At 58.4% G+C, this 17,712-nt stretch carries 17 protein-coding genes; 10 read left to right on the top strand and 7 right to left on the bottom strand.

Features of this window, described 5'->3' with window-relative positions; all coding sequences use genetic code 11:
- The first annotated feature begins 35 nt into the window (after positions 1–35).
- Complete coding sequence (locus IPI63_RS06400) at positions 36–686, top strand: hypothetical protein (RefSeq protein WP_292477419.1); 651 nt, start codon at positions 36–38, stop codon at positions 684–686.
- Here the strand turns inward: IPI63_RS06400 and IPI63_RS06395 are convergent.
- The 5 genes from IPI63_RS06395 to IPI63_RS06375 all read right to left on the bottom strand — a co-directional run bounded on the left by IPI63_RS06395 (position 683) and on the right by IPI63_RS06375 (position 6,710).
- Positions 683–4,138: a tetratricopeptide repeat protein gene (locus IPI63_RS06395; protein ID WP_292477417.1), complete on the bottom strand. Its 3,456-nt coding sequence runs from the start codon at positions 4,136–4,138 to the stop codon at positions 683–685. The two genes, IPI63_RS06400 and IPI63_RS06395, sit on opposite strands and share 4 nt — an antisense overlap.
- Positions 4,071–4,541, bottom strand: a complete 471-nt coding sequence (locus IPI63_RS06390) for a tetratricopeptide repeat protein (RefSeq protein WP_292477414.1) — start codon at positions 4,539–4,541, stop codon at positions 4,071–4,073. The genes IPI63_RS06395 and IPI63_RS06390 overlap by 68 nt, the downstream gene beginning before the upstream one ends.
- Complete coding sequence (locus IPI63_RS06385) at positions 4,525–4,692, bottom strand: hypothetical protein (RefSeq protein WP_214065836.1); 168 nt, start codon at positions 4,690–4,692, stop codon at positions 4,525–4,527. Before IPI63_RS06385 ends, IPI63_RS06390 begins: the two co-directional genes overlap by 17 nt.
- A 126-nt stretch (positions 4,693–4,818) precedes the next feature.
- Entirely contained in the window at positions 4,819–5,196 is a 378-nt protein-coding gene (locus tag IPI63_RS06380) for a 4Fe-4S binding protein (protein WP_292478208.1), read from the bottom strand.
- Positions 5,197–5,207: 11 nt separating this feature from the next.
- Positions 5,208–6,710: a homocysteine biosynthesis protein gene (locus IPI63_RS06375; RefSeq protein WP_292477412.1), complete on the bottom strand. Its 1,503-nt coding sequence runs from the start codon at positions 6,708–6,710 to the stop codon at positions 5,208–5,210.
- An 89-nt stretch (positions 6,711–6,799) separates the two neighbouring features.
- Here IPI63_RS06375 and IPI63_RS06370 point away from each other — a divergent pair, with 89 nt between their 5' ends.
- Positions 6,800–8,302, top strand: coding sequence for a radical SAM protein (locus tag IPI63_RS06370; RefSeq protein WP_292477409.1), 1,503 nt, complete (start codon positions 6,800–6,802; stop codon positions 8,300–8,302).
- Positions 8,303–8,460: 158 nt separating this feature from the next.
- Here the strand turns inward: IPI63_RS06370 and IPI63_RS06365 are convergent, their stop codons facing one another.
- Both IPI63_RS06365 and IPI63_RS06360 read right to left on the bottom strand, forming a co-directional pair.
- Complete coding sequence (locus IPI63_RS06365) at positions 8,461–8,763, bottom strand: DUF2551 domain-containing protein (protein ID WP_214080350.1); 303 nt, start codon at positions 8,761–8,763, stop codon at positions 8,461–8,463.
- 37 nt (positions 8,764–8,800) lie between these two features.
- Complete coding sequence (locus IPI63_RS06360) at positions 8,801–9,847, bottom strand: radical SAM protein (protein ID WP_292477406.1); 1,047 nt, start codon at positions 9,845–9,847, stop codon at positions 8,801–8,803.
- A gap of 150 nt (positions 9,848–9,997) precedes the next feature.
- Here IPI63_RS06360 and iorA point away from each other — a divergent pair, with 150 nt between their 5' ends.
- From iorA to IPI63_RS06320, 8 genes are all read left to right on the top strand, one after another.
- Entirely contained in the window at positions 9,998–11,782 is a 1,785-nt protein-coding gene (gene iorA / locus IPI63_RS06355; protein ID WP_292477402.1) for an indolepyruvate ferredoxin oxidoreductase subunit alpha, read from the top strand.
- Complete coding sequence (locus IPI63_RS06350) at positions 11,779–12,366, top strand: indolepyruvate oxidoreductase subunit beta (protein ID WP_292477399.1); 588 nt, start codon at positions 11,779–11,781, stop codon at positions 12,364–12,366. The genes iorA and IPI63_RS06350 overlap by 4 nt, the downstream gene beginning before the upstream one ends.
- Positions 12,367–12,382: 16 nt before the next feature.
- Positions 12,383–13,024, top strand: coding sequence for a HEAT repeat domain-containing protein (locus IPI63_RS06345; RefSeq protein WP_292477397.1), 642 nt, complete (start codon positions 12,383–12,385; stop codon positions 13,022–13,024).
- Between the two features lie 102 nt (positions 13,025–13,126).
- On the top strand, positions 13,127–13,363 hold the full coding sequence (locus IPI63_RS06340; RefSeq protein WP_292477394.1) for a dodecin family protein: 237 nt from the start codon (positions 13,127–13,129) through the stop codon (positions 13,361–13,363).
- A gap of 84 nt (positions 13,364–13,447) precedes the next feature.
- Positions 13,448–14,572, top strand: a complete 1,125-nt coding sequence (locus tag IPI63_RS06335; RefSeq protein ID WP_292477391.1) for a glycosyltransferase family 2 protein — start codon at positions 13,448–13,450, stop codon at positions 14,570–14,572.
- A 3-nt stretch (positions 14,573–14,575) separates the two neighbouring features.
- Complete coding sequence (locus tag IPI63_RS06330; RefSeq protein ID WP_292477389.1) at positions 14,576–15,772, top strand: glycosyltransferase family 4 protein; 1,197 nt, start codon at positions 14,576–14,578, stop codon at positions 15,770–15,772.
- 80 nt (positions 15,773–15,852) lie between these two features.
- Positions 15,853–16,059, top strand: a complete 207-nt coding sequence (locus IPI63_RS06325) for a hypothetical protein (RefSeq protein WP_214065606.1) — start codon at positions 15,853–15,855, stop codon at positions 16,057–16,059.
- A gap of 260 nt (positions 16,060–16,319) precedes the next feature.
- Entirely contained in the window at positions 16,320–17,687 is a 1,368-nt protein-coding gene (locus IPI63_RS06320) for an MFS transporter (protein WP_292477386.1), read from the top strand.
- Positions 17,688–17,712: the final 25 nt, after the last annotated feature.

The following is a 17,712-nucleotide window of genomic DNA, read 5'->3' as shown; positions in this document are numbered from 1 at the left end:
AATGTTTATCCCATTCGAGGTGGAAGTGAACGAGAATGGAAACCATGCAAGATCTCCTGGAGAAGGTTCAAGAGTTCGCTTTTCATGACTATTCCAAGGAAGAGGCGAAAAGGGTCTTTGGCTGGGATGTCACTGATTTTCTGGTCAACAGCTCGAAGGATGATGAGGCCCATATCCTGATCATCTTCGAGAACAGGTTCATGCTCTTCATCAAATACTTCCTCAACCTTGATCCCGCAGAGACAGATGATACCTGCGAGCTCACCCTCAGCCTGAGGACCGACCTTACCTCTCGAATCAAGTATTCGATCAATTATGGAAACTATATTCATGGCCAGGGATACATACGCATCCGGGTGGCCGATACAAAGAACAGGATGCTTCAAATGATGCTGGAGGAGTTCTACGTCCCGGCGATAAAGAACGTCTACAAGCCCATAATTGCCCGGTTCAAGGGATTCTATGGCAAGGACTTCTTCGGGGTGGAGGCGGACGCCAACGGCTCGCAGATATACTACGCCCCCACACGCAGCATGAGCGAGCACAAAGAGGCCCGGCTGGGTGATGTGTTCGGCAGACTGACGGAGCTGGAACTGCTCATGAAGGATCCCAGAATAAGACAGGATCTGGCCAAAGTGGACCTCCAGCTCAGCCTTCTCCCCTCCATGATGGGCTCTGGCATCTAGCCCGTCCTCCCACATTCCAGCTCGCGGGGGAGCTCCTCCAGCAGCCCCTGGTAATCCCCCTTCAATAGCCTCTCCCGTAAGAGGCGGGCCTGGTTGGTGCCATCGGGCAGACCGGCATCCTTCTCCAGGAACCCTATCGCCTTTTCTGAGATCAGATGGAGAATGGTCGAGGGGATCTCATCCCCCTCCTTTTGGACCTGGCGCAACGCACTGGCATAATCCGCCCTGGACTCCTCCAACCGACCGGTGCGGGCCTCGCACTCCGCCAGGTCGAGCAGGGCCAGGAGGTTAAGGTCAGAATGGCCCAGAACCCTGGCCTGGTGCTGCCTCAGCCTGGCCATCTCCTCTGCCCGGGAGAAGTCTCCCTGGGCTAAGAAGAGCTGTGTCATGTCCCGGTAGACAGCGACGATGTCCAGCAACGCCCCCAACCGGCGAAAGATGGCAAGAGCCTTCTGCATCTTGACCAGGGCAGCATCATGCTCTCCTCTGGCCAGGGCCAGCCGTCCGAGATTGGATATAGCCCGCGCCTCCTCATAAGGAATGGAGAGGCGGCGGGAGAGGGCCAGGGCCATCTCAAAGCAGCCCTCGGCCTGGGGATACTGGGATTCCCCCTGAAAGCACTCTCCCTTTGCACTGAAAAGCTGGATTTTCAGGGGCAGATAATCGGTGCGGGAGATGAGAGTCTCCGCCCGGGAGAGATAAAAACGGGACTGCAGAGATTTGCCCTCCCGGATGTTGAACAGGGCAAAGGCGATGTAGCCCTCACATAGATCGGGCAGCGCCCCCAGCCCCTCCATCATCTCTATGGACTGGGAGAAGAGATCCATTGCCTCCTGAGATCTTCCCCTCTGGGCAGAGATGACGGCCGAAGAGAGGGTGGCAGAGGCGATGCAGGGCAGAGCGCCCAGGGACTGGAAGATGTCTGCAGCCTCCTCGAGCAGGGATTGAGCCCGTTTGAGATCTCCCATATCCTTATAGACCAGGGCGGCATTGAAGAGGACCTGGCCGGTGTTGTAGATCTCTCCGCTCTGCCTGAACTGCTCCAGGCTCTCGCAGTAGCAGGAGAGGGCCTCATTCCAGCGGCCGCAGTCGGCATAACAGCCGGCGAGGGCGGATAGGACCTCCCCCTGGCCGGAGATATCCCCCGCCTCCTGCAGCTCGGCAAGCTGTCTTCTGTATCCATCGATATCATTAGGTCCATCCGCCCGGCCAGTGCGGATCATATCGATGCTGGCCTGCATCTCCGCTGCGCCCTCCCGGTCCCCCAGACGCCTGTAGATCTCCAGACCCCTCTGGAAGTGCTCCGCTGCCAGATCGCGCTCTCCTTGACGATGGTAGAGGTTTCCCAGGTTTGAGATCACCCGCGCCATTCCGGAAAGGTCCTCCAGCTTCTCAAAGATGCCAAGGCTCTTGCTGTAGCTATCCTGGGCTTGGGGCCACTCTCCCCTCTTATAACTGAGGCTGGCCATATTGCTCAGAACTGAGGCCTCGCTCTTCAGATCTCCCGCTCTGCCAAAACCCTCCAGGCTCAAGCGGTAGTTCTCCAGGGCAGCAGCCCAATCACCACGGCGGTAACAGATATTGCCCAGGTTGTTCCTGGCCACTGATATGGAGTACTGGTCCCCCAGCCCCTCCATGATCGCCAGGCTCTCATTGTACTCCTCTACAGCCTCATCCCACTGGCCGAGATCGGCGGAGAGATTCCCCAGTGAGCAGAGGACAGCAGCCACTGCTGCCGGATCGTCGCGGGAGCGGAGAGCCTGCAGGACCTGGGCATATCTGGCCTGGGCCTCCTGCCAGCCCCCTTTTTTCTGTACCAGCGATACCAGGGACTCAAGAGACTCGATCATACAGCGAGGGTCACCCTCCTTGATCTGAAGCTCCAGGCAGTCCCGGTAGCACTTCAGGGCCCCCTCCAGATCCCCCTCCTCTGCCAGGCATCTTCCCAGGCCGTAGAGCGATCTGGCCCCCCCATAAGCATCCCCTATCTCTCTGAATGACTCCAGGCTCTGCCGGTATAGCTCCGCTGCCCTCTTCCCCTCCCCAGTCTGGAGATAGACCCCGGCCAGGTTTCCCAGGGTGATGGCCATGCCATGCTTATCGCCCAGGGCAACCCTGGCCTCCAGGCCCAGGCGATAGCATAAGATGGCATGGAGGGGATCTGAACGATCCAGATAGAGGTTTCCCAGGTTGTTCTCCGCCGCAGCCAGGCCCTGCAGGTCACCATGATTCTCAAATGTCCTGGCTGCCCTCTCAAAGCAGCTCTGGGCCAGCTCCCACTCCCCCTGGAGGTGAAAGATCTGGCCCAGGCTCAGCCTGGTGCTGGCAGCGCCCAGATCGTCTCCCAGCTCATCCCTGGCGGCGATGCTCCTCTCAAAGAACTCCCCGGCCAGGCGAAGGTCACCCCTGCTCTGATGGACCAGGCCGATATTCGACCAGACCACAGAGGAGGCCTGCCTATCCCCCAGGCGGGAGAGGATCTCAATGGCCTGGCAGTGCAGGTCCAGGGCTGAATCCAGATCTCCTTTCAGATGGTATACGCCGCCCAGATTGGATAGAGCCTCAGCCGCAGACAGGTCTTCGCCATTTCCGATGAAAATCTCTGCTGCCCTCTGGTAATGCCCTATCGCCCCCTCCCAGTCCCGGCTCTCGCAGCAGATCCTGGCCATGAGGCTCAAGGCCTCTGCCGCTCCACTCCAGTCCTTGGACCTCTCCCTGATCTTCAGGCTCTGGCGGGAGCAATGCAAGGCCTCCTCCCCCAGCCCCTGTCTGTGGTGAATCCTCGCCAGAAGGATCAGAGCCCGGGAAAGGGAGAGGGGATCTCCATGCTTCTCCATGAGGGCTATTGCCCTTTGCAGATGGTCCTCTGCCGGGATCAAATCCCCTATCTCCAGGCAGCACTGGCTCATATGAGAGAGCACCATAGAGGCAAGGGAGGGATTGGCTTTGCGCAGAGCGGATATGCTCTTGTGGTATATCTCCAAAGCCTTCTTGAACTCACCTTCTTGAAAATAGATATCAGCCAGCTGGCATTGTATCTGAGCTGCTCTGCCATGCTCCCCCAGATCGGCCAGCAGATGGCTGGCAGACTGGAGGCTTATCTTAGCTCTCTTGCCCTTGCCGGTCTGCCAGTAAATGGAGGCGAGGGAGGCGAGAATGCCCGCAGCCCCTGCCGGATCATGGGAGCGCTCCCTCTCCTTCAGGCATATCTGATACAGCTCCTCCGCCCTCTCCATATCCCCCTGGATCCGGCACAGCTCAGCCAGGCTGGCTGTGGCCTGCATCCTTCCCTCGCTATCACCCGGCTCCAGTGCCTCCAGGATGCGGGAGTAGCATATCCGGGCTCGATGGTAATCGCCCTGCTGCCGGCGGGCCCGGCCCAGTCTATCCAGAACTTGAGGGAGGAGAACAGGTCGCTGGGCACCATCCATGGCCTTCCAGAGCCCTCTCATAGCACTGGCAGGCCCGATCCCAATCCTCCTCCTCTCCATAAAGGCCGCCCAATGAGAGAAGGATCCCGGGAAGAGAATCATCCCTCCTGATCTCGGCCAGATCGGCAGCATTGTTATAGTATCCGATGGCCGCCTGATGAAAGAAGAGGCGATGGGCAAGCCTTCCCAGATTGAACCATGCCTGGATGCTGTTGGCCTCAGCGGCATAATCCTCCAGATCTGAGAGGTGCTCTCTCATCACATCCTCATCAGAGTAGAGAATGGCCTCGATGAAGGAGGATAGTGGAATGGGAACGAGAGAAGACAGGCTCTTCAGCCTCTCAGGATTGTAACCCTCAGGATCTGAGAGCATCTCAGCAAAGGTGCCAAGGGATAAGACGACGCTCTCAGAGCTCGGATCCATGCTCTCCTCCCGGACCGGGATGCAAACGAATGGATGTATGCTCGAATGATGTCATCCTTTTAAGGATTGCATCGCCCTCCCCAGCCAGAGTATCGGCATCAAACAGCCCATCATGCCAGCCCCGCAACCCCTCGGACCTCTCCAGCAACATCTTACATCATTATAAACTGTTCGATCATATAAATTCTTCTATTTCTTTAGAATGTTAATGGCTTAATTCGAGCCCATTAATATTGAGATGAGAAAAACAGTGGAGGCGCCCGGGCCGCCAGCAGGACTACTTCAATACCAGCTTTAAGGCCCTCTGCGGACAGCCCACAACACATGCTCCGCATTGAATGCACTTCCCCGAGTCGGCAACCACCCGCCACTCCTCAAAGCGAAATGTCCCGGTGGGGCATATGGATACACATGCTCCGCAGTCCACGCATTCAGACTCATCCCTGATCACCGGGATCTCTAGGGGCACCACCCTCACCCCCCGCCTCTCAAAGGCCTCCATCACCTCCTGGCACTTCTCAGGCGGGACCTCCAAGACGATCTCCCCGCTCACAGCATCGATGCTCGCCCTCTCGATGTTGACCAGAGCATCGGTCTCCAGGATCACTGAGGCGATGAGGGGCTGGCGTACAATCCCCGGGGCGACATGAAGCATCAGCTTCAAGGCTATCGCCTCCGGGCCAAGAGGCGGGAGAGATGATCACTGGTAATCATTCCTATCACCTTATCCTCTCTGTCCACCACCGGCAGGGCAGAGATGCTGTGAGTGTCCAGGGTGCGGGCCGCCAGCTCGACCGGCTCATCCAGCCGCACTGAGTGAACCCGCCGAGTCATGATCTCTGCGATCTGGGATGGCTTTCCACTGGCCACAGCCTTTGATATGTCCCAGGCAGTGATGATGCCGATCAGCCTCCCATCGCGGGAGACCACCGGCAGATGATCGGAGCTGCCGCTGACGATCATCTTCGCCGCCTTCTCCACCGGAATATCCTCAAAGGCGGTCATCACATCCCGGCTCATCACATCACCCACATTGGGCGACTCCTTGGTCTGCTTCATGGGCCGGCTGCTCCCCACCCGTGTGAGGGGCTCAGCCGCCTGACTGAGCAGGAACTCCCCCCGTTCCACCTGCTCTTTCAATGTCCTGGCCACCTCTCTTGCCATCCAGAAGCTGGAGAGAGAGGAGCATGAGACCTCCCTTCCCCCCAGGTCGATCGTACCCGACTTCAGCTCCTCGTAGCTCGCCATCCTCACCGAGGGCCTATCCCGGCGCTGGATGCCATAGTCCTGCACCGGGACGGTGATATCGCTGTCTCGCACCGCAGTGCACCTGGCGAGCCTTTCATTCAATATCGGTATGGGTATTCCTATCCCCAGGTAGAGGCTGGGCCCATATCTATGGAATGTGGCCGCCCGCAGGAAGCTGTTGTTCATCCTCTTCAGGTCGCCGGTGACCATCAGAGTGGAAAAGCCGCTCTCGGGGTTGTGCTGGGTTCCCGCGCCCATGATATAGCCCTGCGCCCCCGCCAGGAAGATGCGCGTCCCCACCCCGATGTACTCGAATCCCGGATCATTGGAGAGAGGGGAGAGAACCCCCGCTCCGCTGTAATGGATATTGCCAAAGCCGGGAAGGAGAGTGCCCATATAGGTATACATCGTCCTATCGGAGGAGTTGGTAGCTGCATTGTAGCGCTGATAGGCATTCCTGGGGTTGACCATGACGGCCTGGTTGAATTCCTCCAGGCGGAGGCTGGTCTCCAGGTTCATCTGGGGATAGCAGTCCGAGGGGGATCCCTGGGCCTCGACCTCTATCTGCTTTCCCGCTACCAGGTCCTCCATAACATGCGCTCCGCCATACTCGATCCCCTGGTCCTCAGAGGGCTGAGTCGCCCCCAGGAACAGGTCGACGGCGGCGATGCCCCCGTAGGCCTCCACCCGATTCAGATATGCGCGGGCTATCTTTATGGGGGGATCGCTATGGCCTAAATTGAGAAAGAGCCCAGAGGAGCACATGGCGCCGAAGGTACCAGTGGTGACGACATCCACCTCACGCACCGCTCCCGCCGTGCCCAGCTCATCCACGAGATCTGGCATCTCCTCAGCCGTAACAACGCGGGCCGAGCCGTTGCGAATGCGTTCGTTGATCTCCGATAACGACTTCTCTTGCACATCGGCAAAGGGTTGGCGATCCGATAAAAACTTATTGGGCTAGTGCTGGCCAATAACGTTATCTGCCAATAAAGAGTCAGAGTCGATGGATGGCGCAGTTTCCAGGCAAGAGGATCGTCCTCACCACAGATACCACTATGATGAGCAGCTATCACGGCGGAGTGATGCTGGGCTTTGCCGCCATCATGCCCCGGGCGGCCCTGCCCGAATGGATCTTCAATAATCTCTTCTGCCCGCCAGCGCCGGCGCTGGAGGATGGATCGGCGGCAATTGCCCCCTGCGGAATGAGAAAGGTGGAGGCGGCCCTCCTGGAGTCCGGATTCTCCCGGGATGAGGTGATGGTGGCCCATCCTCTTCATCTGGACCGGGCTATAGGAAGGGAGACGAGGATCGTGGGGATAACCCATGACGACCCCCTGGGAAAGATCGCCCTCCGGCAGATAGAGGATATCATAGGCCGCGGGCCCCCCTTCAATCGCTCCCGCTTCATGGAGCTACTGGACCATCCCCTGATAAGAAAGCACCGGCCGAGCGTTGTTTTGGGCGGAAACGGGGCCTGGGAGGCCCTGGGGGAGAAGGTGGGCGTTGACCACATCTACTTAGGGGAGGGCGAGAGCGATTTTCCCGAGATCTGCCGGCAGATAATAAGAGAGGAGAGCGTTCCACGGGTTCTGCGCGGATCGGCTGTGCCCGGGGAGAGGATACCGGTGAACAGGGGGGCGACCATCGGGGGGATTGTGGAGATCGGCAGAGGATGCTGGAGAGGATGCGCCTTCTGCTCGCCCACTATGCGCTCTATGCGCCACCGGCCGATGGAGAACATCCTGAAAGATGTGCAGGTGAACCTGGACTGCGGCCAGAAGGATATCATCCTCCACAGCGAGGATGTCTTCTCCTACGGCTCCAGGGGAATGAAGCCGGATGAGAAGAGGATGCTGGAGCTGGTATCTGAGGTCAAGAGGCTGGGGCCGAAGACAGTTGACTTCTCCCATCTCAGCCTGGCCTCGATCCATCACAACCAGGGCCTTCTGAGGGAGATCTCCCGGATAGTGGGCATAGGCTCGGATCAGAATCATATGTCCGCCTGGATAGGGATAGAGACGGGAAGCTGCCGCATCCTGAAGATGCATATGCCCCAAAAGGCCCTTCCAGGAGAGATAGAGAACTGGCAGGGGATCGTCAGGGACTGCTACCGCCTCTTCGACCAGGAGTCCTGGCTTCCTGTGGCCAGCCTGGTCCTGGGATTGCCAGGAGAGGGGGCAGAGGATGTCATCCGCACCACAGAGCTGGTGGAATCTCTTATGGATTACACCGGGCTCATGCTCCCCCTCTTCTTCACCACCATCGCCGAGACGAGGCTGGGCGGCACCAGGGGCTTTTCCAAGGCCGATGCACTGCCCGAGCACTGGCATTTGGTGGGGTTGTGCCTGGAGTACAACCTCAAGCATCTGAAAAGGCTGCACCGCTTCTATCGGGAGAGGATGACTGCCGGGCCGCTGGTTCATGCCGCCCTGACAGGGGTGAATCTGATCGCGGACGTAGCCCTCAATAAATATCTAAAGAGAATGAAGAGGGGCGAGCCGCCCAATTAAATCTCCAGACCGCCCGGGAGAGGGAGGGGAGAGATGTCCAAGCACCAACATCATACTATCATAATAGTATTAACGTCAATATTTTGCAATCCCAAATATTACACTATTGATATGATGAGATTGCCGAGCGCGCATCCGGGTTTATCGAGGTTTTGAGATCAATAATTCTCCAAAACAGACTGCACCACTCCTTTGTGGTCCCCTTTCAGGGAGTAGACATTGTGATCCCCAGAGACATCAATGCTCAAAATGCCCAGGCGAGTGTTCATCAGCCCGACCATCGCCGAAACCCCCCGGTAACTGACGTCAAAACCCTCCTTGGATAGATAGGTAAAAACGTCCTCCGTAGTATAGGCGCCATCGCTCAGGAAAAGCTTCAAGACAGCTTTCCGGATTCCCACACCATCCCGCTTAAGATAATTTCTCAGTCTTTCCTGGATTCGTTCTTCAGCGCTCTCCATCCGGCAAAATCACCGCCCGTAAGAATGAATTTAAGGATTATAAAGGTATTCTCTCCACGACCAGACCATTCTTCAGAGGATATCTCTCAATTATAGAAAGAGTGCACCTGCTGCCCATCAGATCCGCACATATCTCCTCCAGGATCCAGGCAGCGATCTCTATTCTCCCATTCAGAGAGCAGTACATATCATAAGGCACCTGCAGCCCCTCGATGATCTCCAAAGCAGCCATAAGGTCCGCCTCCTCCCCCTCGATTATGCCGTGGATTATCGTCCCCTCACTGGTGATGTGGTCGAGCGGCCGGGATGTTCTCTCTGCCCGGCGCCTCAGCCTCTCTCTCAACTGGACAGCATCCTTGAAACGGGAGGGGCAGTAATGCACCCTGATCTCTTCTTTCAAGAAGCAATCCCGGGCCAGCTCCTCGCTCCCGACGGCTGCACAGCCCAGGTCCTGAGGAGAGAAGCCCTCATCTCGAAGGCGGGCGAGGTTGCTCTCTGAGAACTCAAGCTCGTTCAGGTTCAGAAAGGCATCCGTCTCCCTGACCGCCTGAACCAAGGCCGGAGCGGGCATATACGCTGGGATCTCCACCCCCGCCTCCAGCCCCAGCTCCCGGGCTTGCTGCAATGCCCGTTTCAGCCCGGCGGGATCTGACCACTCCTCATCTGGTGGATGGAAGCGGATCTCATCCAGGCCGGCCTCAGCCAGCTTCTCCAGGAGAGGGCGGCGGGGCAGCAGGCCGGTGTAAAGATGGATATGATGCTCATCCCCGAACTCCTTCTTCAAAGCCCGGATGCAATCGAGGACATAATCCAGCCTCAAGAGAGGCTCTCCCCCGGTGATCCCCGTGCCCAGGGCGCCGATGGCCCTTCCCTCCCTCATTATATCGGCCAGCTCATGCACCGGCTGCTCATCGGCATAGACCACATCCCTTCCCCTCCGCTCCTCGGAGATGGGGCAGTAAAAGCAGCTCCGCTCACACCTGCCGGTGACGAAGAGGACCAGACCCGCTCCCTGCCGGCAGATCTGGCAGCCAGGGGAGAGATAGTTGAAGATCGATCCCACAGAATCGGATTGCCAGGGCATGATAAAAGGGACGAGGGGGGGATTTATCAATTTTATGGAAGCGGTCTGCGGGCTGAAGGGGCGGTGGCATCAAAACGGTTATCAGAGAGAAGGGCATTGATCCAGCCAAAGAGAGAATAAAATTAAAATATATTAAAAGGATGGTTCTTTGTGAGAGAATATCTCCTCGGAAATACAGCTATTGCCAAAGGCCTGCTGGAGGCGGGGATCGGACTTGCCGCCGGCTACCCGGGAACCCCCTCCTCAGAGATCATTGAGAGCCTGGTGGAGCTGAAGGGCGATCTGCCCCTGCATATAGAATGGTCTGTGAACGAGAAGGTGGCACTGGAGGTGGCGGCGGGAGCATCATGGACCGGCGCCCGGGCGGCGGCCACTATGAAGCATGTGGGCCTGAATGTGGCCGCCGACCCCTTCATGACCCTGGCATACCTGGGAGTGGGCGCAGGGCTTCTGGTGATCTGTGCCGACGACCCCTTCTGCCATTCATCGCAGAATGAGCAGGACTCCCGCCGCTACAGCCAGTTCGCCTCCATTCCCTGCCTGGATCCGGCTGACCCCCAGGAGGCGCGGGATATGACGATCTACGGCCTGGAGCTATCAGAGAGATTCAATATCCCGGTCATGCTCCGGCCCACCACCCGCGTCTCTCATGCCCGGGCGGATGTGGAGGTGAACGGGGGGCGGCCACCCACAGGCGAAAGCCATTTTGTCAAGAATCCTGCGCGACGGGTGGCACTGCCCAGCCATGCCCGTCCCCTTCATAATGAGCTCTTGGCCAAGCAGCCAGAAATAGAGGAGGAGCTGGAAAGCTGCCCTTGGAACCAGCTCACTTTGAAGGGGGAGACGGGGGTGATCGCCGCAGGGATCGCCGGTCTGTATGCCGAGGAGGCGCTCATGGATCTGGACCTTGACCATTCCCTCCTCAGGGTGGGAGGCTATCCCGCTCCAAAGAGGCTGATCCGCCGCCTGATCGAGCATGTCTCGCGTCTGCTGGTGGTAGAGGAGCTGGAGCCGGTGATCGAAGAGCAGGTGCTGATGCTGGCCGGGGAGACAAACCCCTCCCTCGATATCCTGGGCAAAGAGGAGCACATCCCTCGCTGGGGGGAGCTGGACCTTCTCGCAGTAAAGAATGCCCTGGCCAGGATGAACGGCCTTGAGATCGAGCAGAGAGGGCCCCTGCCAGCAGCAAAGATGCTCCCCCCCCGGCCTCCGGCATTGTGTCCGGGCTGCAGCCACCGTGCCACCTACTATGCCATGAGACGGGTATTCGGCAAGAAGGCGATATATCCGAGCGATATAGGCTGCTATACCATGGCCGTGGGCATGGGAACAGTCGACACCTGCCTGTGCATGGGGGCGAGCATCAGCATTGCCAGCGGCATAAGATTCGGCGGGGAGGGGGAGGGGATCTGCGCCAGCCTCGGGGACTCCACCTTCCTGCATAGTGGCATGACCGGCCTGCTGAATGCCGCCTACAATCAGGCCCGGATCACTGTGACCATCCTGGACAACTCCACCACCGCCATGACCGGCCACCAGCCCCATCCTGGGACTGGTGTCACTGCCACTGGCCAGACCACAGTCCAGATCTCCCTGGAGGCCCTGGCCCGGGCTTTGGGGGCAGGTCTGGTCGAGAGCGTCGATCCCAATGACCTGGAGGGGACGATGGAGGGATTTCAGAGGGCCAGGGATTATCCCGGCCTCTCAGTGGTCATAGCCAGACAGCCCTGTGTGATCAAGGCCCGCCGGGGGGGAGCGCGGCCCAGAGCCTTCCAGGTGAGCGATGAGTGCCAGGGGTGCAGGATCTGTGTGGAGTACGGCTGTCCGGCGATTGAGTTCGATGGAGAGGTGGCGAGGATCAACAATCTGTGCACGGGATGCGGGGTCTGTGCTCAGATCTGTCCTGCCTCCGCCATAAAGGAGGTGAAGGGATGAGGAGCTCAGAGTGCGATATGGTGATTGTGGGAGTCGGAGGCCAGGGGGTGATATTGATATCCGATGTGATCGGCAGGGCGGGAGTCCTGGCAGGAAAGCCGGTGCGGGGCGCTGAGACCCACGGCATGGCCCAGAGGGGAGGGAGTGTGGTCAACCACACCCGTATAGGTTGCCGTTACAGCCCCATGGTCGCACCGGGCAACGCCGATCTCCTGGTCGCTTTAGAGCCGGCGGAGGCCCTGCGCTCCGGCCATTTTCTCTCCCCCCAGGGGGTGGCCCTGGTCAATACCCAGCCGGTGCTGCCGGTCACAGTCACCACTGGAGAGGCAAGGTACCCATCCTTAGAGGAGCTGCTCAGGCCCCTGGAAGAGCAATGCCAAAGGGTGCTGGCCATCGAGGCCACCGCCCTGGCAGAGAAGGCGGGAACCGTTCAGGCCATGAATGTGGTGATGCTCGGCGCCCTCTCCGGTTATATCCCCCTCTCTGAGAAGCATATCATCCAGGCCCTGGAGAGGGTGGTTCCCCCCAGGCACCTGGAGAGCAATAAGAGGGCCTTCCTATTGGGAAAAGCTGAAGTAGAATAGGGGAGAAGAGGAGCATATGGAAGAAGAGAAAAAGATAGATGAGATCAACCCTGAGGAGAACAAGACCGAGGAGAAGGCAGCGCCGATAATCACCCGTTCCATGAGGGATGAGGCCCGTTCCGCAGCTGAGGAAGCCCCCATTCCCGCTGTCCTTCCAGATCAGAGCTGGTCCACTGAGAAGCTGATCGCCGCCACCAAGGACAAGCATATGCTTGTGCGCTCCAATGCCATCATGCTCCTCTCAAAACGGGAGATATCCGAGTCCCTTGAGGCCCTGATCGAGGCCCTCAAAGATGAGGAGTATCTGGTCAAGAGCAATGCCATGGTGGCCATTGCCGGATATGGAAAGCAGGTCTCCGAGCGCATGATCCAGGCCCTGGAGGATGCAGACAAGGATGTGCGCGCGGGAGCGGCCTGGGTCATCGGCGAGCTGAAGGAGAACCGGGCAGTGACTGCCCTGGAGAAGGTGGCCAAGGATGACTATCCCCTGGCCAGAATCCAGGCCAAGGCCTCATTAGTTGCCATGGGCAAGGGGCCAAAGAAGCCCGAGGCGCCACCTGCAGCAGCGACAGATGCCCCCCAGGCAGAGGGAAGTGAGGAGGAGAGCAAAAGAGAGAGGGCTGAGGAGGAGAAGAGCGGGGAAGAGAAGAGCACTTAAGGGCGCAGAGCATATCTGCGCAGAGCATATCTGCGCATCCCTCTGGCCATCTCTTTTCTTTACCCAACAAAATATATCAATCAGGAGAGCAGATAATATCTTATGAGAGCCCTAATTGGCAAGAGCGTGTACAATCTTATCGAGCTTGTGGGAACCTCAAATGAGAGCTGGGAAGATGCCGTCCAGTCAGTTATCAAGACTGCAAACCGAAAGCTGACCAATATGAGGATCGCCGAGGTATCGAGGATGGACAGCAGGCTTTCAGAGGGAGGGGTCGTGGAGTACAGAGCAAGGGTGACCCTCTCCTTCAAGCATGAGGTCGAGCCCGAGACGCTCTGAGATCAACCGACTGAGGCTGGGTGAGAGGGGTCAGCATATCTGCAAAAGGAAAGGCTTAACAGCTAAACCAAAGTAAGGGAAGATGTGCCCCAGATAAGCCTGATCATCCCCACCAGAAACGAGTCCCAGACCATATGCCAGTGTATCCAGAGAGCCCAGGAGGCCTTCAAGAGGGCTGGCCTCTCCGCAGAGATAATAGTCTCCGACAGCTCCACCGACCAGACGGCGGATATCGCTGCCTCCTGTGGGGGCAGGGTGGTATTCCCCCAGAGGCTGGGATATGGCAATGCATATCTTTTGGGCTTCCAGGAGGCTCGCGGGGATTATATCTTTCTCATGGACGGGGACCTGACCTACGATCCCGAGGCCATACTGGATATGCTGCCCCTGCTGGAGAGCGGCCAGTATGACCTGGTCATGGGCTCAAGGCTGAAGGGCAGGATCCTGCCCGGGGCGATGCCCGCCCTTCATCAGTATCTCGGAAACCCTCTCCTGACCTGGATCTTGAACCGGCTCTTCTCCGCTGGGATCTCCGACGCCCATTGCGGTCTGCGCGGCATGACCCGCGATGCCCTGAATAGACTGGACCTCAGGTCAGGAGGGATGGAGTTCGCCTCGGAGATGGTGATCGAGGCCGCCTCCCGCGGCCTGAGGATCGCTGAGGTTCCCATCACCTACCATCCCCGCCAGGGGAGCTCCAAGCTCAATTCGTTCACCGATGGCTGGAGACATCTACGTTTCATGATGCTTTACCGGCCAGGGCCCTTTCTCCTCCTCCCCGGACTGCTCGCCCTCCTCTTAGGCCTGATCCTGGCGGTGGCGGTCTATATGCAGGGCGGCTCGAGGATGCATTCACTGATACTGGGGGGGCTCCTGCTGATCATCGGCTATCAGATGCTCTTGGCCGGGCTTCATTTCAGGGCTTTTAGCGCTGCCTGGGGCCTGTCCAGGTCGGGCGGAATGGAGAGGCTGATCAGCTACCATTCATTGGAAAAGGAGCTGCTTATAGGGCTGGCTCTCCTGGCAGGAGGAATTATCATCGGCCTGGATCTCCTCATGAGCTGGCGAGGGACAGGTTTCGGTGCGCTGGATGCCGCCCAGAATGCCATGCTGGCCATGATACTCACCATCCTTGGAATTCAGACCATATTCTCAGGGATGTTCATCAGCCTGCTGTTGCTTTACAGGAGCCACCAGGACGGGGATTGAGAGGTGGAGATCGCCTACGTCTATGATGCCATCTATCCCTGGATCAAGGGCGGGGCGGAGAAGAGGATCTATGAGCTCTCCACAAGGCTGGCCTCTCGCGGGCACACCGTCCACTGCTATGGTATCAAATGGTGGCCGGGGGAGGATGAGATCCTGAGAGATGGTGTCCGCCTGCACGGCATATGCAAGCCCAGGCCTCTTTATGTCAATGGAAGGAGATCGATCAGGGAGGCTGCGGCCTTCGCTGCTGATCTGCTCGCCCGCCCCCCCCGGGAGGCAGTGGTGGACTGCCAGAACTTTCCTTACCTGTCCTGCTTCTCCACCTGCCTCTCCTCTCGCCTCTCCCCTCACCTCCCCCCTCGCTTCCTCTCTCGCCTCTCCCGTTGGGAAAAGGGAAACGGCCAGGCCCCCCAGAGGCTCTTCATCACCTGGCATGAGGTCTGGGGGGAGTACTGGTATGATTACCTGGGAAGGAGGGGGGCGGCGGGCAGGATCATAGAAAGGGCTGCTGCCCGGCTGACAGATTGCAATATAGCAGTATCGAGGAGAACGAAGAGGGATTTAGAGGGGCTGGGGGCAAAGGGGGTGCAGCTGCTTCCCAACGGCATCGACTGGCAGAGGATCGATGAGATCTCCCCCTCTCCGGAGGGATCGGATATAATCTTTGCTGGAAGGCTGGCCGCCCATAAGAACATCGATCAGCTCATCTTGGCAGTGGGCATGATCAGGTCAGAGCTGCCGGATGTGCAGGTGGCGATCATTGGCGACGGCCCGGAGAGGGAGAGGCTGAGATCTCTGACCGGGAGGATGAATCTGGATGAGAATATCAGGTTTTATGGATTCATGGAGAGCTACAATGATGCTCTGGCCCTGATGAAGTCCTCCCGGGCCTTCGCCTCCCCCTCCACCAGAGAGGGATTCGGCATGGCCGCCCTGGATGCCAATGCCTGCGGCCTGCCGGTGGTGACAGTCGAGCACCGGATGAATGCAGTGATGGACCTGGTCAGAGGGGACACGGGATTCATCTGCCCGCTCCGGCCCCAGGCGCTGGCAGAGGCCCTCCTCTCAGCCCTGCGAGAGAGCGACAGGATGCGCATCCCCTGCCAAGAGCTGGCGCGAAGCTACGACTGGGAGAGGATCTGCGATAGGGCGGAGAGGATCTATGAAGAGGGGCAGATCCGGGGAGAGGATTGGATCTGAGGGCAAGATGCATATTCACAGAAGGAGCATAAGATCAGAAAAAGGCGATTTGGTCATTTGCCTATGGGAGGTGGCTTGCTATGCCGGAGAGAGAAGGAAAGAGAAGGATAATGAGAGACTCGGATAACCCCATCCTGGAGGAGTATAAGGAGGATCTTCTGACCAGGCCCATTCCGGTTCCCCGGGACGAGGAGAGGATCGTCCGCCTGGAGGGGCTCCTGAATGAATTGATGGAGAAGATCAGATCCCTGGAGAGGAGGGTGGAGATCCTGGAAAAAAGAGGCTAAAGAGAGGCTATTCGCTGCTTGCTCTGAGGGAACCTGAGGCCACAATCTCTCTCTTGCTTTTGTGCCTGTGAAGCTCTTCCTCAGCGGCTTTTCGCCTCAGTGGCTTTGTGGCGAGATCTGGATTCGCAGGCCTTACAACAAAGACCCCGGGGCCCCCCGGCCGTCCCCCCCCCACCTAACCCCCAGGGGCCCCTCCCCCCCCCCCCCCCCCAGGGGCCGGGATGGCTTTATGAATATATGCCGCCCAGAGCAGCATTGCCATGAACGATAAGAGAGCAGTGCTGCTTGCAGCCTGCATGTCCTCCTTTATCACCCCCTTTCTCAGCTCATCTGTGACCGTTGCCCTTCCCGCCATCAATAGCGACTTTTCCATCCCCGACCAATCCCTCTTGGGGTGGATAATGACGGGATATCTGCTCGCAGCTGCTATTTTCATCGTTCCATTCGGCAGAGTGGCTGATATCCACGGAAGGAGGAGGGTATTTCTGGCAGGGCTCTTGATGGTCGTTGTATCCTCTCTTCTCTGCAGCATCTCCTCTGGGGTTTACATGCTCATCGCCTCCCGGATGATGGAGGGATTGGGCAGCGCCATGATCTTCGGCACCTCCATTGCCATTCTCGCCTCTGTCTTCCCCCAACAGAAGAGGGGAAGGGTGCTGGGGATCAATGTGGCGGCAGCATACCTGGGCCTCTCCACCGGACCCCTTCTGGGCGGGATCATAACCTCATATGCCGGCTGGAGGTTCATCTATCTTGGCGTTGCCGTCTATTCGCTGCTGGCCCTGGCCATTGCCCGGTGGAAGATCAAAGAGGAGTGGCGCTGCGCACAGGAGGGGGAATTCGATGCCACAGGATCTATCCTCTATGCAGCCATGCTCCTCGCCCTGATATACGGCCTGACCATCATCCCTGATCGAATGGGAGCTCTGCTGCTGCTTGTTGCATTGGTGGTCCTGATCATCTTCCTTCGCTGGGAGAATGAAAACGCCAATCCCGTTCTGAAGGTGAACCTACTCCGCAATAATGTGGTCTTCCTCTTCTCGAACCTGGCCGCCCTGATCAATTACAGCGCCACGGCAGCAGTGGCATTTCTGCTCAGCCTCTACCTGCAGTATATGAAGGGCTTCGGACCGGAGGCGGCCGGCCTGATCCTGGTCGCCCAACCGGTGGTGCAGGCCATCCTCTCCCCCCTGGCGGGAAGGCTCTCGGACCGGATCGAGCCCAGGATTGTGGCCTCCGCCGGCATGGGTCTGTGTGTCCTCGGCCTGGCTCTGTTCTCTTTTCTTGAGCCCATTACCCCTCTGGAGAGAATCCTTTTCGGTCTGGTTCTCATGGGACTGGGATTTGCCCTTTTTGCCTCGCCCAACACCAACGCTATTATGAGCTCGGTGAATCCTTGCGACTATGGAGTAGCATCGGGGATGGTGAGCACCATGCGGCTGGTCGGCCAGTCGCTCAGCCTGGGTATTGTCATGCTCATATTCTCTATTATCATGGGCCATGTCCAGATCGGTCAGGAGAGCGCAGATATGCTCATGGAGAGCATCCGGCTGGCCTTCATCGTCTTTGCCGGGCTGTGCCTGGTGGGCACCGTATTCTCATTGGCCAGAGGGAGCTTGAGGGGGTGATATTTCGCCTCGGGCCCCACAGGAG

This window comes from Methanothrix sp. (assembly GCF_016706325.1).
In the GTDB taxonomy this organism is placed as follows: Archaea; Halobacteriota; Methanosarcinia; order Methanotrichales; family Methanotrichaceae; genus Methanothrix.
Note: the sequence above shows the minus strand (reverse complement) of the source record. Positions and strands in the feature narration are given on the sequence as shown.